General features: G+C 71.8%; 18 protein-coding genes and 2 pseudogenes. 11 read left to right on the plus strand and 9 right to left on the minus strand.

The features are described from left to right. Positions 1-320 precede the first annotated feature (320 nt). Positions 321-674 (minus strand): universal stress protein, encoded by a 354-nt coding sequence (locus tag PGH47_RS43160; RefSeq protein WP_333938191.1) that lies wholly within the window; start codon positions 672-674, stop codon positions 321-323. Between PGH47_RS43160 and PGH47_RS40955 the strand changes: the two genes are divergently transcribed. The 8 genes and pseudogenes from PGH47_RS40955 to PGH47_RS40990 all read left to right on the plus strand — a co-directional run bounded on the left by PGH47_RS40955 (position 615) and on the right by PGH47_RS40990 (position 6,746). Then, the gene (locus tag PGH47_RS40955; RefSeq protein WP_333938192.1) at positions 615-1,010 is read left to right on the plus strand and encodes a universal stress protein; all 396 of its coding nucleotides are present in this window, start codon (positions 615-617) and stop codon (positions 1,008-1,010) included. The genes PGH47_RS43160 and PGH47_RS40955 overlap by 60 nt on opposite strands. 14 nt (positions 1,011-1,024) lie before the next feature. Continuing rightward, a complete protein-coding gene (ppdK, locus tag PGH47_RS40960) occupies positions 1,025-3,712 on the plus strand; it encodes a pyruvate, phosphate dikinase (RefSeq protein WP_271667710.1) in 2,688 nt (895 codons plus the stop codon). Between the two features lie 19 nt (positions 3,713-3,731). After that, a pseudogene (locus PGH47_RS40965) lies at positions 3,732-4,106 on the plus strand (pyridoxamine 5'-phosphate oxidase family protein); the annotation flags it as partial. Positions 4,107-4,225: 119 nt separating this feature from the next. After that, a complete protein-coding gene (locus PGH47_RS40970; RefSeq protein WP_271667711.1) occupies positions 4,226-5,056 on the plus strand; it encodes a universal stress protein in 831 nt (276 codons plus the stop codon). A 63-nt stretch (positions 5,057-5,119) separates the two neighbouring features. Then, on the plus strand, positions 5,120-5,809 hold the full coding sequence (locus PGH47_RS40975; RefSeq protein ID WP_271667712.1) for a hypothetical protein: 690 nt from the start codon (positions 5,120-5,122) through the stop codon (positions 5,807-5,809). A gap of 116 nt (positions 5,810-5,925) precedes the next feature. Then, complete coding sequence (locus tag PGH47_RS40980) at positions 5,926-6,108, plus strand: hypothetical protein (RefSeq protein ID WP_030949972.1); 183 nt, start codon at positions 5,926-5,928, stop codon at positions 6,106-6,108. Positions 6,109-6,114: 6 nt separating this feature from the next. Then, positions 6,115-6,453: an ArsR/SmtB family transcription factor gene (locus PGH47_RS40985; protein ID WP_271667713.1), complete on the plus strand. Its 339-nt coding sequence runs from the start codon at positions 6,115-6,117 to the stop codon at positions 6,451-6,453. Continuing rightward, on the plus strand, positions 6,453-6,746 hold the full coding sequence (locus tag PGH47_RS40990; RefSeq protein WP_271668303.1) for a hypothetical protein: 294 nt from the start codon (positions 6,453-6,455) through the stop codon (positions 6,744-6,746). The genes PGH47_RS40985 and PGH47_RS40990 overlap by 1 nt, the downstream gene beginning before the upstream one ends. Before the next feature lie 79 nt (positions 6,747-6,825). On the opposite strand, the gene PGH47_RS40995 is transcribed toward PGH47_RS40990, so the two are convergent. The 7 genes and pseudogenes from PGH47_RS40995 to PGH47_RS41025 form a co-directional block, all read right to left on the minus strand. After that, on the minus strand, positions 6,826-7,176 hold the full coding sequence (locus tag PGH47_RS40995; RefSeq protein ID WP_107910708.1) for an ArsR/SmtB family transcription factor: 351 nt from the start codon (positions 7,174-7,176) through the stop codon (positions 6,826-6,828). A gap of 155 nt (positions 7,177-7,331) precedes the next feature. Beyond that, positions 7,332-7,486: pseudogene (locus tag PGH47_RS41000) on the minus strand (PhnA domain-containing protein); the annotation flags it as partial. 9 nt (positions 7,487-7,495) lie between these two features. Then, positions 7,496-7,867 (minus strand): STAS domain-containing protein, encoded by a 372-nt coding sequence (locus PGH47_RS41005; RefSeq protein ID WP_271667714.1) that lies wholly within the window; start codon positions 7,865-7,867, stop codon positions 7,496-7,498. 35 nt (positions 7,868-7,902) lie between these two features. Next, on the minus strand, positions 7,903-8,310 hold the full coding sequence (locus tag PGH47_RS41010; protein ID WP_271667715.1) for an ATP-binding protein: 408 nt from the start codon (positions 8,308-8,310) through the stop codon (positions 7,903-7,905). A 5-nt stretch (positions 8,311-8,315) separates the two neighbouring features. Continuing rightward, entirely contained in the window at positions 8,316-8,723 is a 408-nt protein-coding gene (locus tag PGH47_RS41015; RefSeq protein WP_271667716.1) for a pyridoxamine 5'-phosphate oxidase family protein, read from the minus strand. Next, positions 8,720-10,474 carry a SulP family inorganic anion transporter gene (locus PGH47_RS41020; RefSeq protein ID WP_271667717.1) on the minus strand — a complete coding sequence of 585 codons (1,755 nt, stop codon included), beginning with the start codon at positions 10,472-10,474 and terminating at the stop codon, positions 8,720-8,722. Before PGH47_RS41020 ends, PGH47_RS41015 begins: the two co-directional genes overlap by 4 nt. Continuing rightward, positions 10,471-10,812: an ArsR/SmtB family transcription factor gene (locus tag PGH47_RS41025; protein WP_271667718.1), complete on the minus strand. Its 342-nt coding sequence runs from the start codon at positions 10,810-10,812 to the stop codon at positions 10,471-10,473. The genes PGH47_RS41020 and PGH47_RS41025 overlap by 4 nt, the downstream gene beginning before the upstream one ends. A gap of 266 nt (positions 10,813-11,078) precedes the next feature. On the opposite strand from PGH47_RS41025, the gene PGH47_RS41030 reads away from it, so the two are divergent. Then, entirely contained in the window at positions 11,079-11,999 is a 921-nt protein-coding gene (locus tag PGH47_RS41030) for a pyridoxamine 5'-phosphate oxidase family protein (protein WP_271667719.1), read from the plus strand. 34 nt (positions 12,000-12,033) lie between these two features. Continuing rightward, positions 12,034-13,026 carry an Acg family FMN-binding oxidoreductase gene (locus tag PGH47_RS41035; protein ID WP_271667720.1) on the plus strand — a complete coding sequence of 331 codons (993 nt, stop codon included), beginning with the start codon at positions 12,034-12,036 and terminating at the stop codon, positions 13,024-13,026. Between the two features lie 24 nt (positions 13,027-13,050). Here PGH47_RS41035 and PGH47_RS41040 read toward each other — a convergent pair whose 3' ends face one another. Then, on the minus strand, positions 13,051-13,731 hold the full coding sequence (locus PGH47_RS41040; protein ID WP_271667721.1) for an NADPH-dependent F420 reductase: 681 nt from the start codon (positions 13,729-13,731) through the stop codon (positions 13,051-13,053). Between the two features lie 74 nt (positions 13,732-13,805). Between PGH47_RS41040 and PGH47_RS41045 the strand changes: the two genes are divergently transcribed. After that, positions 13,806-14,204 carry a winged helix-turn-helix transcriptional regulator gene (locus PGH47_RS41045; RefSeq protein WP_271667722.1) on the plus strand — a complete coding sequence of 133 codons (399 nt, stop codon included), beginning with the start codon at positions 13,806-13,808 and terminating at the stop codon, positions 14,202-14,204. Positions 14,205-14,476: the final 272 nt, after the last annotated feature.

Below are 14,476 nucleotides of genomic sequence, written 5' to 3' on the forward strand. Positions count from 1 at the left end.
GGCGCCACTGGCACCTCAACCATCATGCCTGAGCAGCCCGGTCGGAAGGCGAACGCATGTACCCAACGGGGTCGTCCCAGCAGCCAAGATCCTATGGCCCGCCGACTGCGGCGGCCGAGGCGCTCGCCATCCCGGTACGACCATGACCGGGCACCCGCCATCCGGCAGCAGCGCAGTTGCGATACGACCATGACCGGGCACCGGGCACCCGGCACCCGGCATCCGGCAGCAGTGCCAGTGCCGTACCTCCCGAGCGGTGGCCGGCCACCACCAGAGCGGACTGGCCGCTCGCACGCCCGCGTCAACGCCACGGCGATCGATCACACGGGCGCCTCCGCACCACCGCCCTCGCCTCGCAGACCGACCACGATCAGCTCCGCGTCCGTACCCGGACCGTCCGGTGGCGACACGTGGACCACCCGCACGGGCAGCCCACGCGGCAGCGCCTCGCGCGCCGCCCAGACGGCCGCGGCGCGGCTGCATGCCGACCGGTCGACGCCGGTGATGATCACTCGTTCCCATGACCTCTCCCGGCCGACGACGGCCGCTCCTCCACCCGAACCGGCTACCAGGACGTCGTCCTGGGCCTCGACCTCGGCGGTTCCTGCGACGAGGTGATCGAGTTCGCCTTCGAGGCGGCCCGGCTGCGTGGTGCCCGGCTGTACGTCGTGCACGCCTGGCAGGAGCCGTCGCCCCTGGGGCTCGGACCCGGTGAGATCGGCCTGGTGAACGGCCCCGAGCAGGCCGACGAATGGCTTGGTCTCCTCGACGCGGTTATCAAGGTGTGGAGGGACAAATATCCCGAGGTCGAGGTGGTGGGGACGGTGGCAGCGGACCGCGCCCGGTCCGTGCTGGTCCTGGCCGCCACCGGGGCGAGCCTGCTCGTCGTCGGCCGGCGGACGACCGGGCGCCCGGCCGCCGGGCGCCCGGCCGGCCCCCGCACCGGACCCGTCACCCACACCGCCGGCCCGCACGTCGGCTGCCCCGAGGCCGTCGTCCCTCACGAGTGAGAGGAGCAGACCTCATGAGCCCGCCCACCAAGTACGTGTACGAATTCGCCGAAGGCAGTCGTGACATGGCCGACCTCCTCGGCGGCAAGGGAGCGGGCCTCGCCGAGATGACCCGGCTCGGCCTGCCCGTCCCGCCGGGCTTCACCGTCACGACCGAGGCCTGCAAGGTCTACCTGGCGACGGGCGAGGAACCGGACGAGCTCGGTGTGGAGGCCGCCCACTCGCTGGCCGGCCTGGAACGCGCCATGGGCCGTACGCTGGGGGCGCCCGACGACCCCCTGCTGGTCTCCGTGCGCTCCGGAGCCCGCTTCTCCATGCCGGGCATGATGGAGACGATCCTCGACATCGGCCTCAACGACATGTCGGTCGGCGGCCTCGCCAAGGCCTCGGGGCAGGAGCGCTTCGCCTGGGACTCCTACCGCAGGCTGATCCAGATGTTCGGCCGCACCGTGATGGGCGTCGACGGCGACCTGTTCGAGCAGGCCATCACCGCTCACAAGGAGCGACGGGCCGTCGAGGGCGACCACGAGCTCGACACCGGTGAACTCGTCGCGCTCACCGACGAGTTCAAGGACGTCGTCCGCCAGGAGACCGGCGAGGACTTCCCGCAGGACCCCGCGGAACAACTCGCCCGCGCCATCCGCGCCGTCTTCGACTCCTGGAACGGTGAACGCGCCCACATCTACCGCCACCGCGAACACATCCCCGAGAACCTCGGCACCGCCGTCAACATCCAGGCGATGGTCTTCGGCAACCTCGGCCAGGACTCCGGCACCGGCGTCGCCTTCACCCGCGATCCCGCCACCGGCGAGAGCGGCGTGTACGGCGACTACCTGCCCGACGCCCAGGGCGAGGACGTCGTCGCGGGCGTCCGGGACGCGCTGCCGCTGAGCGAACTGGCGATCATCGCCCCGCGCACCTACGCCGAACTCGGGGACCACCTGCGCGCCTTGGAGGACCACTACCGCGACCTGTGCGACGTCGAGTTCACCGTCGAGCGCGGCAAACTCTGGATCCTCCAGACCCGCGTCGGCAAGCGCACCGCCGAAGCCGCCTTCCGCATCGCCCACGACCTCCGCGCGGACGGCACGATCAGCCGGGACGAGGCCCTGTTGCGCGTCGACGGCGCCGAGCTGACCCGGCTGATGTTCCCCCGCTTCGACACCACCCCGGCGGATGTGCCGCTCGCCCACGGTGTGCCCGCCTCGCCGGGCGCGGCGGTCGGCGCGGTCGTCTTCGATTCCACGGAGGCCGCGCGTCGCGCGGCAGCCGGCGATGACGTGGTCCTGGTCCGCCGGGAGACCACCCCTGACGACCTGCCCGGCATGATCGCCGCGCAGGCGGTGCTGACCAGCCGTGGCGGCAAGACCAGCCACGCGGCGGTCGTGGCCCGCGGCATGGGCAAGGTGTGCGTGTGCGGCGCCGAGGCCCTCACCGTCGACCCGGTCGCCCGCCGTTTCACCACGGAAGCGGGTGTGGTCGTGCACGAGGGCGACATCGTCTCCGTGGACGGCACCGCGGGCACCGTCCACCGCGGCGCGCTCCCGCTGACCGCCTCCGACGTCGGCCGCGCCCTGGAGAAGGGCACCGGCACCGGCCCGGTCACCGAAGCCGTCCTCGGGGCGCTGGCCCACGCCGACTCCGTACGCCGCCTCGAGGTGCGGGCGAACGCCGACACCCCCGAGGACGCGGCACGCGCGCGTGCCCTCGGCGCCCAGGGCATCGGCCTGTGCCGCACCGAACACATGTTCCTCGGCGAACGCAGGGCACTGGTCGAGTCGATGATCCTGGCCCGCGACGACACCGCGCGGGAGGAGGCCCTGGCGGCTCTGCTGCCGCTCCAACGCGAGGACTTCATCGGCATGCTCGCGGCGATGGACGGCCTGCCGGTGACGATCCGGCTGCTGGACCCGCCGCTGCACGAGTTCCTGCCCGACCGCACCGAACTTGCCGTACGCGTGGCCGCCGCGGTCCACCCGGACCCGCACGACCGTCAAGTCCTTCGCGCGGTGGAGCGCATGCACGAGGAGAACCCGATGCTCGGCCTGCGCGGCGTGCGCCTGGGTCTTGCCGTGCCCGGCCTGATGGCCATGCAGGTACGGGCCGTCGCCGAAGCCGTGACCAACCGCCTGCGCGCGGGAGGCCGACCGTATGCCGAGATCATGATCCCGCTGGTCGGCACGGTCGAGGAACTGAGGCTGGCCCGCGCCGAGGCGGAACGCGTACTCGCCGAGGTCACGGCGGAGACCGGTACACACCTCGACTGCCCGATCGGCACCATGATCGAACTGCCCCGCGCGGCGCTCACCGCCGGACGCATCGCCGAGGCCGCCGACTTCTTCTCCTTCGGCACCAACGACCTCACCCAGACGACCTGGGGCCTGTCCCGCGACGACGCCGAGGCCTCCTTCTTCCCGCTCTATCTGGAGAAGGGAGTCTTCGACGTGTCCCCGTTCGAGTCGATCGACCAGGAGGGCGTCGGAAGGCTCGTGGAACTGGCCGTGGAGGCAGGACGCACCGTCAAACCCCACCTCGGGACAGGGGTGTGCGGTGAGCACGGCGGCGACCCCGACTCCATCCACTTCTTCCAGCGGGCCGGACTGGACTACGTCTCCTGCTCGCCGTTCCGCATCCCGGCGGCCCGACTGGAGGCGGGCAGGGCCGCGGTCACCGAGCGGACCGGGAGGAGCGAGACGAGGTGATAAGAGGGCGGTCCCCGGGGCCAGGCCACCAGTGGCGAGGGTGCACACGCGTCAGGCCCTGCCCGCGGTGCTTCCCGTGAACTTCTGCCTGGACGACGACAGCGCCGTCCTGCTGCCCACCGCGGCCGACTCCGAACCGGCCCACGCGGTCGACGGCTCCGTGGTCGCCTTCGAGGCCGACCAGGTCGACGCCGCCGCGCACTCGGGCTGGAGCGTCGTCGTCACCGGATCCGCCATGGTGATCACCGACGCGGCCGAGCACGAGCGCCTCGTCCGCACCGGCCCGCGTTCCTGGGTGCCGTCGCCCAGCGAGGTCTTCATCCGCATCGAACCCGAGTTGGTGACCGGCCGCGAACTCGTCGGCGGGCGCTGCCTGTACGGGCTGCACATCCCCTCATGGCATGGCGAGGCCAATGGGCAGGGCCGTACGGCGGTTCGGCGGGCCGAGCGACCCCTGCCCGCTCCACCGCGCAAGGACCAGCATCGGGAGCACGGAACAGAAGGGAGAGGGAGATGACTCCCCATCATGTGGTCGTCGGCGTCGACGGTTCCCTGAACGCCGTACGAGCGCTGGACTGGGCCTCCGACGAGGCCGCGCGCCGGGGTGCCGCGCTGCGTGTCGTGCACGCCGTGCCGGACCGCGACGAGGCGGAACCCGTCCTCGCCTCGGCCGCCGCACGCGTCAGGGAGCGCCATCCGGACCTGTCCGTCGAGGTCAAGGGCATGGAGGGCGGCACCGTACGGGCGCTGCTGCGTGAGAGCGAGGGCTCTGAGCTGACCGTGGTCGGCACGCGCGGCCTCGGCGGTGTCGCCGCGCTGCTGGCCGGCTCGGTGAGTCTGCGCCTGGCCGCGCACGTGCACGGCCCCCTGCTCGTTGTGCGCGGGGACCACGCGTGCGACGGCGAGCGCACCGTGCTGCTGGGTCTGGAGGACGACTCCGACGCCGATGCCGCCTCCTACGCCTTCGGCGAGGCGGAGCGGCGAGGTGCCAGGCTGCGTGTCGTGCACTCGGCCCACCGCCACATGACCCCCGAACTGCCCTCCCTGATCCCCGGAACGAGTCCTGGCCGGCGGCGACGCGCCCAGAACGAACTGGCTGAGGACGCGGTACCCCGCTTCGACCTGGCCCGCCTGCGGAACGAGCACCCCGAGGTCGACGTCGAGACCCACACGGTCCGCAGGGGAGCGGCCCGGGCCCTGCTCGACGACACCCGCGAATCGGCGGTCGTCGTCATCGGCGCACACCGCAGGACGAGTCGGCTCGGACCACAGCTCGGACCGGTCGCGCACACCCTGCTGCGCGGCTCCCACTGTCCGGTGGTGCTGGTACCGATGGCCGGATGACGACCGAACGCCGTCCGACCCCGGTGGTTGGGCCGATCGGCACCGCGTCAGGTCGTTCGCCCCGTGTCCGAGCGCGGCACCGGGGTCTGGGCGGCCGCGCAGAGTGGCCGGACAGGTGACACCGGCGCGTCGCGCGCGGCGTACGACCAGCCCACGCCGACCACATCGGGCTGCGGCGACTACGGACCGTCGCACTGGGGTATGACGGGCGACCGCGACGGCCAGGGCGATCGGACAGGGCCGTCGATGATGGGCGGACACGTCTGCGGCCTGACCGGGAACGGGCAACCGGTGACCTCGATCCCCGAGGCCAAGGCCCGCGCCCAGGACCTCGCCGACCGACTCGACCTGCGGGTCGGCGAAGTCATGCAGTTCTCGCGCAACTTCTACGCCGAGCTCCTCACCGCGGCCGGCAAGCGCGCCACCGAAGTCCTCGTCCACCCGCGCAGCGGTGCCGTCTGGCTGGAGTACGGCCCGGCGATGATGTGGAACACCGAATACGGCATGCCCACGCACCGAAACGGCGCGCCGAAGACCGTCTCCGCGGCGGAGGCCCGAGGGATCGCCCGGCACTGGCTCGACGCGCATCTCTCCGGCCGGACCCCCGGGGACACCGAGGCATTTCCCGGCTACTACACCCTGCACATCCTCAAGGACGGCAGGATCACAGGCATGCTGTCGGTCAACGCCGGCACCGGCCAGGTCCGGTACCACGAGTGGCACGGCGCGTTCATCGCCATGAGCGAGGGCTGAGCCCCACACCGCCCGACCCGGCCTCACTCTCGGCACTCGCCTACCGCTACTCTTGAAGAGTTCTTCAATTGGTCAGTTGCTGTGCTTCCTAGGTGATCCACGGTCCGGAGGTCGGAATGAGCGAAGTCGCCGATGCGCTGCTGGCGCGGGTACGCGCGGCCCACGCCGATCTGGCGGCGGCCCTGAAGGCCGAGGACGTGTACGCCGTCGCGGTGGCCCAGGACGAGCTCGACGACGCGGTGCGGCTGGCGAAGCGGCACGGGCTCGACGTCGGTGCCACGGGGATGCTCGAGGGGTGATCGTCCATGCCCATGCCGCGGTACGAGGCCAAGGCCGACTTCTTCCGGATGCTCGGCCACCCGGTGCGCATACGGGTCCTTGAGCTGTTGCAGGACGGGCCGAAGCCGGTGCGTGAGCTGCTCGCGGCGATCGAGGTCGAGCCCTCGAACCTGTCGCAGCAGCTGGCCGTGCTGCGTCGCTCCGGCATCGTCACCGCCACCCGCACCGGCACGACCGTGACGTACGAACTCGCCGGCGGAGACGTCGTCGAACTGCTGGCCGCGGCCCGCAGGATCCTGTCCGTGCTGCTGGCCGGCCGACAGGACCTGCTCGACGAGCTCCGCAGGACGCAAGCACCGCGGTGATGGCGGACGAGTGTCGCGTGGCCGGCATCGCCGCAGGCACGTCGACGGCCGCCCGCAAGGGCCTGCCGGCCCCCCTTCCAGGCCTCGCGAACTCGGCCAGCGGCCGGCGCAGCTCCTCCTCCACCATCGCCGACAAGGGACTGCCGATCGCCTTCGCCCGGGTGCTGGCGGTGTGGGACGGCTCCCCGTCCGGCGGCCGGGACGCGACCGCGCACCTCGTGGCCTTCGCTCGCAGCAGCAGCGGCGTGGACGTGGAAGTGCTGTGGCCCGACGGCGCCTCCCGCAGGGGCTGAAGTTCGCGGCACGGGCGGCCGTCTCCCGCATCGCCTGAGAGTGTCACTCGCGGGAGACGATCGCTGTTCGGGGCAGCCGCTACGACGGCGGCTGCCCCTCGTCCTGAGCGGCCTTCAGGTCGGCCAGCAGCTCGGCCTGTCCGGCGAGGACACCGGACAGGATGGTCCGCGCGACCCGCAGGAGCTCCGCGACCTTCGGACTGGTCAGCGAGTAGTACACGGTCGAGCCCTCCTTGCGGGTCTTGACCAGGTTCGCCCGTCGCAGCACGGCCAGTTGCTGGGACAGATGTGCGGGTTCGATACCGACCTCGGGCAGCATCTCGGCGACCGCGTGCTCGCGCTCGCTCAGCAGCTCCAGGACCCGGATCCGGGCCGGATGCCCGAGCGTCTTGAAGAACTCGGCCTTCAGTTGGTACAGCGGCGTACTCATCGTGTCGTCCCCTCCCCGACACAACAGCACAACCCCACCGGCCGGAATCCGGTGCATCGCATCCACGCACTCATCAAGAACATGCGGTCCATCCTCGCCTGTGGCACGGCCTGCGCCGAACCTGCCCGTGAGGAAGGAAGCGACCGGGTGCCGGGTCAGGCCTTCTTGACCACGGCGGACTTCAGCTGCATGGCGCCGAACCCGTCGACCTTGCAGTCGATGTCCTGGCCGTCCACTCCGTCGGCCAAGCGGATGTCGCGCACGTGGTGCCTGCCTTGATCCCGGTCGGACTGCCCTTGACCTTCAGGGCGTGGGTCGCTCACGCCTGTCGGTCGTCCTCGGGGGACGAAGGGCGCCGGTTGTGGGCGGACAGTGCGGTGGTGAGGTCGGGGTGGACGGGGATGTCGGGGCAGTTGCCGGTCGGGACCGGGGAACCGTCGGCAGGGATGGCGGCCAGTTCCAGCCGCCGGCCCGCGCCGGCCAGCCGGCGTGCGGCTTCCGTGATCGCCACTTGGCCCTCGGTGGACCAGCCGCGCAGTTCGCTCAGATCGAGGATGATCACGCCGGTGCCGCGGGCGACGGCCCAGCCGACCGCGCCGGCGAAGCGATGGACCGCGTGCGGACCCAGGTATCCGGCGACGGAGAGGATGCCGAGGTCCCGCTCGTCGGTGTAGCGCCAGTCGATGGTCATGCCGTGAACTTCCCTGCGTGTGCGCCCCGTCGGGGTCAGAGGGGCAGGGTGATCCAGATGCTCTTGCCCTGCTGGTCGCCGTCCGCGCGGACGACCGCCGTGCCGCCCAGTTCATGGGTGAGCTCCATGACGGTCGCCAGTCCGCCGCTGCTCGCGCCGATGAGAGGCGGCTGGTACGGGTGGCGGTCGTGGACGGCGAAGGCCAGACAGTCCCGGCCGGCCGTGTAGATCACCGTCACCTGCGGCGAGCGGGCCGCGGCATGCCGGACGCTGTTGGTCACCAGCTCGCCCAGGATCAGCAGGGCCGCGTCCACGACGGGATGCCGCGGGCCGATTCCCCATTCGGCCAGGGCCCGCTCGGCCGTCTCGCGGGCCAGGCGTACCGCGCCCGGCTGGTTCGGCAGGGTGAGGACGTGGCGGTGGGGGAGGGCTGCAAGTCGCACGGCCGTCACACCTCCGCTCGGAGCAGGCGGAATCCGCTCACCGTCCTGGGACGCAGGCACAGCACGGTGTCGTGCGGGCCGTGCGTCCAGCCGGTCAGGGTGCGCCGGTAGTGGGCCGCCTCGTCGGGGTCGCCGATCACCTCGGCGGGGCCGGACAGGGTGACCGTCCAGCCGGTGCCGCCCACCGCTCGGATCTCGTCCACCTGGTAGGTCACCGTCTCGGGCAGGACAGCCGCCCGGACGGGAGCCCTGACGACGAGAAGTCCGTACTCCCACACGTGCCGGGCCGGCCGTATGGCGGACTGCCCCCGCTGCGGATACACCAGCCGCCCGAGGCTGCTGCCCTCCACCAGCCACAGCGCTTCCGCACCGGAGACCTCGGCCATGCGCAGGGCCGCGGGAGGAAGACTCATGGCGCGGGCTCCTCACGGAACTCGGGGGAATCGGCGGGGTTCGAGACTGCCTGCTGCTCCTGGCGGGCGGCACCCGCGGGCAGGACTCCGGCCCGTTCGAGGTGGTCGCGAGCGCCCCGGATGGCCTCCGGGGTGGTGGCGTAGACCCTGCCGTCGGGCCGCAGCAGGTCCAACGCGCCGACGGAGTCAAGGACTTGGTGCTGCCCGGGACGGATGCCGGAGGCCAGGACGAGGATGCCGCGCCGCGTCAGCTTCTCCACCGCGTCCTTCACCACGAGGGCACCAGTGGCGTCCATCGTCGACACCCGGGACATACGCAGGATGACGACCCGGACGTCGGCCACCTCGGTCAGCTCCAGCAGGAAGCGGTGCGCGGCGGCGAAGAACAGCGGCCCGTCGATCCGGTAGGCCACGATGTGCTCGGCCAGCAGGGCATGCTCCTCCACGCTGTGATCGCCACGGTCGAGGGGCACCTGGTCGAAGCGGGCCTGCCCGGCCACGGCACGCAGGGCGAGCACCCCCGCCACGGCCAACCCGATGATCACCGCGTACACGAGGTCAAGGGCGAGGGTCGCGATCGCGGTCAGTACGAGGATCAGCGCATCCGCGCGGGTGGCCCTGGCCATCGCCCTGAGCGAGCCGACCTCGACCATGCGGACCGCCGTGGCCAGCAGCACACCGGCGAGGGCCGCGAGCGGGATCTTCGACACCAGAGGTGCCGCGGCGAAGACGATCACCGCCAGGATCGCGGCGTGGACGAGGGCGGCCAGCCGGGAACCGGCACCCGTGCGGACGTTGACCGCGGTCCGGGCGATCGCTCCGGTCGCAGGGACTCCGCCGAACAGCGGGGCCGCGATGTTGGCCAGCCCCTGGCCGAACAGTTCGCGATCGGGGTCGTGCTGCTGGCCGACCGTCATGCCGTCCGCCACCGACGCGGACAGCAGCGACTCCAGAGCCGCGAGCGCCGCCACGGCGACGGCCGGGGCGAGCAGGGTGCCGAGCGAACCGAGTTCCAGGAAGCCCAGCGAGGGCGCCGGGAGCCCGGAGGGCAGGTCGCCGATCGGCTCGGCCGCGTCCAGACCTGCCAGCTGGGCGACGACGGTGGCCGCGATCACGGCGAGGATCGAGAACGGCACGGTCGGCCGCAGGCGAGCGCCGACCAGCATGGCCGCCGCCACCGCAGCCGCGAGGCCGACCGCCGTCCAGTTCGGATGCCGCGCGAACTCCTCGACGGCCCGCCAGGTCACCACCAGCACCCGATCGCCCTCGGGCTTCGGCACCCCGAGCGCGCCCGGGACCTGCTGAAGCCCGATCACGCAGGCGATCCCGAGCGTGAAGCCCTCCACCACGGGCGCGGGAACGTACCGCATGTACTTCCCGGCCCGCAGCGCGGCCAGCGCCACGAGCATGACGCCTGCCATCAGCCCGACGGTCAGCACACCGGTCGGCCCGTACGCGCCGACGATCGGCACCAGTACGACGGTCATGGCCCCCGTCGGCCCGGACACCTGGAGATTGGAGCCGCCGAAGAGCGCGGCGAGCGCGCCGGCCACCACGGCCGTCGCCAGGCCCGCCTCGGCGCCGAGACCGGAGGAGACACCGAAGCCGAGCGCGAGCGGCAGAGCCACGATCGCCACGGTCAGACCGGCGAGCAGGTCACGCCGGGGGTCGCGCCGCATGTCCGTCAGATCGGCACGGGTGGGCAGCAGCGCGCCGAACCGGGCCCCTGCCCGGCTGCTCAGCGACGTCATCGCGCGGCGACCTCGATGTCCCGCAGCTCGGCCGGCAGAGCACCCTGTCCGCAGAGCACCTCGGTGAGGATCCGCCGCGCGGCCTGCATCAGATCCGCGACGTCCCCGCCCGCCGGCGCGTAGACGACCGTCGAGCCCTCCCGGGAGGCGGTGACGATCCCCGACCGGCGCAGCACCGCCAACTGCTGCGACAGGGCCGGCGGCTCCACATCGATGGCGACCAGCAGGTCCCGCACGGGCGTCGGTCCGTCCTGCAACAGCTCCAGCACCCGGATCCGCACGGGGTGCCCCAGCATCCGGAAGAACTCGGCCTTGGCCTGGTACAGCGGAACGGACACAACCCCTCGGCTTCCCCTGCAGCGCCCCACCTCGGAGCGGAGACAGATGCTGTGCCCGCGGCTACCGGATTTTGCGGGCACAGCTTCTATAGCATCTAGGCAGTTGCGAAATTTTGCAATTTCGCATGCCGTGGAGTCGGTGCCTCGTGCGAACAGGGGCCGGTCGACCCATACGGCGGCCTGCGGCAAGGGCCGATCGACTCAAGCCGCGGTGGGCCCGGGATGACACGTTGGAGGCAGCACCACTGCGAGGAAGGGCGAGGACCATGCGAGCTCACCTCGGCGACCAGCTCGTCATCGAAAGCCCCGCCACCGGCGCCGCACGGCGCGACGGAGCGATTGTCGGACTGCACCACGAGGACGGGACACCCCCGTACGACGTGCGCTGGTCGGACACGGACGAGGTGACGCTCGTCTTCCCCGGCCCCGACGCGCATGTCCGCCATCCCGATCACGGCCCGCCCGGCACCGACGCGAGCGAGGCGGAGCCCACGTCCAAGGCCGCAAAGCAGGCAGGCGGACCGAACCCCGGCGACGTCGGACGACGCGTCGCGGTGGAACGCCGCCGGCACGGGCTCAGCCGCGGAGAGGCGGCCCGCCGCGCCCGCATGTCCCCGGACTACCTGGCCTACCTGGAGGAACACCCGGCGGACCCGACCGTGGCGACGCTCATCCGCCTGGCCGACGCACTGGGCACCACCGTCACCGCGCTGCGCGGGGCAGGCATCGACACCCCACCCGGTCAGGGCCACGCACTGCTCCATCCCCACCTGCGCGATCTCGGCCCGGAGGAGTGCCACGCCCTGCTGTCGACGCACGGCGTCGGGCGCATCGCCGTGACGACGCCCGACGGACGCCCGGCGATCATCCCGGTCAACTACGAGATCGTCGACGAGGACATCGTCTTCCGGACCGCGCCCGGCTCTGCTGCCGCGGCCGCCGTCGGAACGGATGCCGCCTTCGAGGTCGACCACATGGACGACGCCTTGAGCCAGGGGTGGAGCGTCCTGGCGGTCGGCCCAGCGAGCGCCGTGACCGAAACCGCCGCCGTACGCCGACTCGTCCAGCACGCTCACACCGCGCCATGGGCCGGCGGGACGCGGGAGATGTGGGTGGCGATCCGCCCCGTACGCCTCACGGGCCGCCGCATCGCTCCGGCCGATCGCCAGGCAACCAATGGGCATTGAGAAGTGCCGAGTGCCCTCTTGAGGGGAGGCTGTGATGACCCGCCGTACACCGGCCGACGAGCGTGTCGCGGCGCTGATCCACGACGCCACGGCCGCCCCGTCGATGCACAACGCGCAGCCCTGGCAGTTCCGTTACCACCGGAGCCGGCACACCTTCGAGGTGCGCGCCGACTTCGAGCGGGGCACGCCGCACTCCGATCCCGACGGCCGCAGCCTCCACCTCGGCTGCGCCGCCGCCCTGCTGAACCTGCGGGTCGCGGTGGCGCACGAGGGCCTGCATCCGCAGACCCGACTCCTGCCCGACCTCGCGGACCGCGAACTCCTCGCGACCGTACGACTCACAGACCCCGCCCCCGACACCAGCGCCCTCGCCGCGCTGTACCCGGCGATCCACCAGCGGCACAGCAGCCGAGACCCCTTCGAGGAGACGGAGATCCCGCATACCGTCCACGAGGCTCTCGCCGAGGCCGCACGCCTGGAAGGAGCCGTCCTGACCTTCCCCGCCTCCTGGCACCTGGAGAACGTACTGGAGACGATCCAGGAGGCGGAGGCCCGCAACATCACCGACCCCGGCAGCGAGCAGGACCTGGAACGGTGGACCCGGATCGCCGCCTCGCCGGCGGACGCACCGGTCGAGGGAGTCCCGCAGTACGCATTCGGACCGCGCAAGCGCGGCGGAAAGGCGCCCATGCGCGACTTCACAGGCCACCGGCAGGTGGCGGACCGCGACGCCGCGGACTTCGAACGGACCCCTCAACTGGCCCTGCTCAGCACACCTCACGACCGCCCGGAGGACTGGCTCCGCGCAGGCCAGGCCATGCAACGCGTCCTGCTGCTGGCCACACTCCAGGGCCTGGCCGGCTCCTTCGTCAGCCAGCCCCTGGAATGGAACGACCTGCGCTGGCCACTGCGGGACCCGGTGACGGGGACCGGCCACCCACAGATGATGCTGCGACTCGGGTACGGCCCGAAAGGCCCCGGAACCCCGCGCCGCCCGGTGCCGGAGGTGCTCGACGTCCAGCCTTGACGGGGTCGTGCCCGGGTCTTGCTCTCAGACCCCCGTGCCGCCCTCCGTTGCCTTCTGGCTCGGGCCCGTCGCGTACGCCAGCGGAGGCGCGATGGCCTGTACGTCCGCTCCCTGCCCGACCCACAGGGAGATGAACAGCGCGGCGGTCGCCTCCAGCAGCCCCGCCCGTTCGAGACCACCACCGGCAACCGGTGTGCAGCCCAAATCAGTCACCAATTCGCGGACGCGCGCGAGGGCGGTGGCGTCGTCCCCGCACACCGGCACGGCAAGAGGCCGGCCGTCGAAGACGGGCGGCCGCATCCGCCACACGTCCTCATGACACAGATTGAAGGCCTTCACCACGTGAGCCCCCGGTGCCGCCGCGGCCAACTGCCGCGCGGCTGACACACCATGCCGAGTCAGCAGCCGAAAGCCCGGCCCGACGGGGTTGGAGCAGTCGAGCAGCACCTTGCCCGCCAGGTAGGCACGCAGCTCCCGAGCCACCTCCGCCCCTGCCCCGAAAGGCAGCGCAGCCAGCACCACGTCCTGACCGGACTCGGCCGCCGCACGCAGACCGCCGGACCCGGCGCCGCCGCCGATGCGGGCGGCGAGCAGCTCCGCCTTGCGTTGGTCCCGCCCCCCGACGGTCACTTGATGCCCGGCGCGCACCCAGTGGGTGGCCAGCGCATCGGCCATATTGCCCGTCCCCAGTACACCGATCCTCATCGCACGTTCCCTCTCCGCGTCCGCATCGACCGTTCACAGGGACGCTAGAGAGACGTCCGGGCACCATTTGGTACGTGACCAACGACGCCTTCCTCGCCGACTGCCGCGCCCGCCTCGCCTTCGACCTGCTGTCCAACACCTGGAACGCCGTGGTGCTCTGGGCACTGCGCGACGGTCCGAGTCGCCCGGTCGAACTACGGGAGCGGATCGGCGGAATCAGCTCCAAGGTCCTCACCGAAACGCTGCGCCGCCTGCAGTTCAACGGCCTGATCGACCGGCACGCCCACCCCGACGCACCCGCACGTGTCGAGTACGAACTCACGCCTCTGGGCCGGACCTTGCTCACCCCCATCGACGCCGTCGGAGCCTGGGCCTTCGAACACGGTGACGAGGTGATGGCCGCCCAGGAAACGGCGTGCGCGGAGCGAACAGGGGCGTCCGGTGGGGATGGTTTCGGTGCCGGGCACGGCTGACGCCCGGCGCCGAAACTCCGAGTGGATAGTTGCGGCTCTGGTGGCAACCGAAGCGAGGTGGCGCGCTCCGGTGATGGAAAGGTGCCTACGCACGCTGAATGCTTGCAGCGCTCGATCAAATACCCTGAGTTACGTCAGCGGGTCGCGTCGGCTACCTTCAGCCGCTTTCGCCCTTGAGCCGTCCTTCACATGCTGCTATAAACTAGGACGAAAGTTTCCGTGCCCGCCGTTCTCTCACGGCTCGGCCGTCCACAGCGGTGCGGCACGGTGGT

The organism is Streptomyces sp. HUAS 31 (assembly GCF_028198125.1).
Taxonomy (GTDB): Bacteria; Actinomycetota; Actinomycetes; order Streptomycetales; family Streptomycetaceae; genus Streptomyces; species Streptomyces chartreusis.

Coding starts and splice junctions, on each gene's coding strand:
- PGH47_RS41035 (WP_271667720.1), top strand. CDS start 12,034: ATGACCCGCCGTACACCGGCCGACGAGCGTGTCGCGGCGCTGATCCAC.
- ppdK (WP_271667710.1), top strand. CDS start 1,025: ATGAGCCCGCCCACCAAGTACGTGTACGAATTCGCCGAAGGCAGTCGT.
- PGH47_RS41020 (WP_271667717.1), bottom strand. CDS start 10,474: ATGACGTCGCTGAGCAGCCGGGCAGGGGCCCGGTTCGGCGCGCTGCTG.
- PGH47_RS41030 (WP_271667719.1), top strand. CDS start 11,079: ATGCGAGCTCACCTCGGCGACCAGCTCGTCATCGAAAGCCCCGCCACC.
- PGH47_RS40985 (WP_271667713.1), top strand. CDS start 6,115: ATGCCCATGCCGCGGTACGAGGCCAAGGCCGACTTCTTCCGGATGCTC.
- PGH47_RS41005 (WP_271667714.1), bottom strand. CDS start 7,867: ATGACCATCGACTGGCGCTACACCGACGAGCGGGACCTCGGCATCCTC.
- PGH47_RS40980 (WP_030949972.1), top strand. CDS start 5,926: ATGAGCGAAGTCGCCGATGCGCTGCTGGCGCGGGTACGCGCGGCCCAC.
- PGH47_RS40970 (WP_271667711.1), top strand. CDS start 4,226: ATGACTCCCCATCATGTGGTCGTCGGCGTCGACGGTTCCCTGAACGCC.
- PGH47_RS41015 (WP_271667716.1), bottom strand. CDS start 8,723: ATGAGTCTTCCTCCCGCGGCCCTGCGCATGGCCGAGGTCTCCGGTGCG.
- PGH47_RS41040 (WP_271667721.1), bottom strand. CDS start 13,731: ATGAGGATCGGTGTACTGGGGACGGGCAATATGGCCGATGCGCTGGCC.
- PGH47_RS40990 (WP_271668303.1), top strand. CDS start 6,453: ATGGCGGACGAGTGTCGCGTGGCCGGCATCGCCGCAGGCACGTCGACG.
- PGH47_RS40995 (WP_107910708.1), bottom strand. CDS start 7,176: ATGAGTACGCCGCTGTACCAACTGAAGGCCGAGTTCTTCAAGACGCTC.